Annotated in this window: 3 protein-coding genes; 2 read left to right on the forward strand and 1 reads right to left on the reverse strand. The window is 64.2% G+C overall.

From position 1 onward, the window contains the following. Positions 1–803, reverse strand: an 803-nt coding sequence (locus VK519_RS01080) for an AraC family transcriptional regulator (protein WP_324346830.1), incomplete at its 3' end; no start/stop codon positions are given. Positions 804–946: 143 nt separating this feature from the next. Between VK519_RS01080 and VK519_RS01085 the strand changes: the two genes are divergently transcribed. Further along, on the forward strand, positions 947–1999 hold the full coding sequence (locus VK519_RS01085; protein WP_324346832.1) for an NAD(P)-dependent alcohol dehydrogenase: 1053 nt from the start codon (positions 947–949) through the stop codon (positions 1997–1999). Beyond that, positions 1992–2696 (forward strand): glutathione S-transferase N-terminal domain-containing protein, encoded by a 705-nt coding sequence (locus VK519_RS01090; protein ID WP_324346834.1) that lies wholly within the window; start codon positions 1992–1994, stop codon positions 2694–2696. The genes VK519_RS01085 and VK519_RS01090 overlap by 8 nt, the downstream gene beginning before the upstream one ends. Positions 2697–2702: the final 6 nt, after the last annotated feature.

A 2702-nucleotide genomic window follows, 5' to 3' on the forward strand; every position in this document is an offset into this window, starting at 1 on the left:
ATGGCGATGGAGCCGACATCCAGGCGCCGTGCCAGCAACAGCCGCCGCGCTTCGTGCAGGCGCAACTGCTTCTGGTATTGCAGCGGGCTCATCGACGTCACCGACTTGAACTGGTGGTGCAGCGTGGACACGCTCATGTTCAAGCGCTGCGATAACTCATCGATGCGCAGCGGTTGCTGGTAGTGCTCCTTGAGCCACTCCACCGCGCGGGCGATGCGGCTGGATCCCGAATCGCGCGCGGCGAGCTGGCGCAGCCGCGGTCCGTGCTCGCTGCTGAGCAAGCGGTAGAGGATCTCGCGCTCCACCATTGGTGCCAGGTAGGGCGCATCGGCCGGGGCATCCATCAGCCGCGCCAGGCGTACGGCAGCATCGAGCAAGGGCCGCTGCAGCCGGCTTACGCCAATGGCACGCCCGGGGGGCGCCGCGGCGGGTCGGGGCTGGCCCATCTCGGACATCATCCGGGTGACGTTGCGAAGGTCCAGGGTCAGGGCCATGCAAAGGTATGGCGACTGCTCTGACGCCACCGTCACGTGCGACATCACCGGGAGGTCCAGCGTGGTCACCAGGCAATGCGAGGCGTTGTATTCGTAGCTGAACCCGCCGATTTCCACGCACTTGGCGCCTTGTGCCGCGATCACCAGCGCAGGCCGGGCCAGGCAGCAGGGCAGGTCGAGGATGCGGCCGTGGCGGTGCAGGGTGACGCCCGGGAGGTCGGGCTCGTGATCACCGTCCGCCGGTGCGTGGCGCAGTATCAGGCTGCCCAGTTCGGCGGAGAGATCGTCCAGGGTGTCGATGTGGCGCATCAGGGGATTTTGCACCCGATCAGCCGCGCGTGACAGTACTCCTGGCAGGATCAGGCAAGAATCGGGCAGGATCGGGGCTTCGCGTCAGGGACGTCGTGGGGCCACACTATTGGAGTCCCTACCGCCCCCACTGGAGCCAAGCCATGTTCACCGTGCGCGCCTACGCCGCCCAGAGTCCGAAGTCGCCGATCGCTCCGTTCGCCATCGAACGCCGCGAGCCGGGCGAGAAAGACGTCCACATTGAAATTCTTTACAGCGGGATCTGCCATTCCGACCTGCACCAGGCCCACGACGACTGGGGTGGCGCGCTGTTCCCGATGGTGCCCGGCCATGAGATCGTCGGCCGGGTCAAGGCGGTGGGTTCGAAGGTCACCAAGGTCAAGGTGGGCGACTTCGCAGGCGTCGGCTGCATGGTGGATTCGTGCCGCGAGTGTTCGGCGTGCAAGGAAGACCTGGAGCAATACTGCGAACGCGGCGCTACCTGGACGTATAACTCGAAAGAGCGCAACAGCGACCGCCTGACCTTCGGCGGTTACTCCGAGGCCATCGTGGTGGAAGAGCGCTTCGTAGTGTCGATCCCCGCCAGCATGGACCTGAAAGCCGTGGCGCCGCTGCTGTGCGCGGGCATCACCACTTATTCGCCGCTGCGCCACTGGAAGGTGAGCGCCGGACAGAAGGTCGGCGTGATCGGCCTGGGCGGCCTGGGCCATATGGGCATCAAGTTCGCCAAGGCACTGGGCGCGCACGTGGTGATGATCACCACGTCACCTGAGAAGGGCAAGGATGCCAAGCGCCTGGGCGCCGACGAAGTATTGCTGTCCAAGGACGCCGACGCGATGGCAGCGCACGCACTGAGCTTCGACTTCCTGCTCAACACCATCCCCGTATCGCATGACGTGAACCCGTACCTGAACCTCCTGCGCCGTGACGCGACGATGGTGATGGTGGGCGTTATTACCGAGCTCGATCCGCCGGTGATGGGCGCGAGCATGATTTTCGGCCGCAAGCACCTGACCGGCTCGGGCATCGGCGGCATGGCCGAAACCCAGGAAATGATCGACTTCTGCGCCGAGAAGGGCATTGTCAGCGACATCGAGATGATCGCCATGAAGCAGGTGAACGAGGCTTACGAGCGCCTGGTGAAGAACGACGTGAAGTACCGCTTCGTGATCGACATGGCTACGATCGATGGCTGATCTGTCTGCGTTTCCCATTTCAGCGCGTTGGCCGGCCACGCACCCGGACCTCCTGCAGCTGTATTCGGCGCCCACGCCCAACGGGGTGAAAGTGTCGATCATGCTGGAGGAAACCGGGCTGCCGTACGAGCCGCACTACATCAACATCGGTGAAAACGAGACCTGGACCGAGCCCTATCTATCGCTCAATCCGAACGGCAAGATCCCCTCGATCGTCGACCCCGATGGCCCGGGTGGCAAGCCGTTCGGGTTGTTCGAATCCGGTGCGATCCTGCTGTACCTGGCGGAGAAGACGCGCAAATTCCTGCCCGTCGACCCGGCCGCCCGCTACGAGACGATCCAGTGGGTGTTCTTCCAGATGGCGGCGATAGGGCCGATGTTCGGCCAGGTCGGTTTCTTCCACAAATTCGCCGGGCGCGAGTACGAAGACAAACGCCCGCGCGATCGCTACGTGGCCGAATCCAGGCGTCTGCTGGGTGTATTGGAAACGCGACTGGCGAACCGTAAGTGGATCATGGGCGATGAATACACGATCGCCGACATCAGCCTGCTGGGCTGGGTGCGGAACCTGGTCGGTTTCTACGAAGCCGGCGAACTGGTCGGGTTCGACAGCTTCAAGGCGGTCAAGGTGTGGCTCGACCATGGCCTGGCGCGGCCCGCGGTGCAGCGCGGGCTTGAGATTCCCTCCCGCGGATGAGCCGGG

The sequence above is a fragment of the Pinirhizobacter sp. genome (genome assembly GCF_035317885.1).
Lineage (GTDB): Bacteria > Pseudomonadota > Gammaproteobacteria > Xanthomonadales > Rhodanobacteraceae > Pinirhizobacter.

What these genes read in the sequence shown, in the direction of transcription:
- VK519_RS01085 (WP_324346832.1), top strand. Translation starts at nt 947, where the DNA reads ATGTTCACCGTGCGCGCCTACGCCGCCCAGAGTCCGAAGTCGCCGATC.
- VK519_RS01090 (WP_324346834.1), top strand. Translation starts at nt 1,992, where the DNA reads ATGGCTGATCTGTCTGCGTTTCCCATTTCAGCGCGTTGGCCGGCCACG.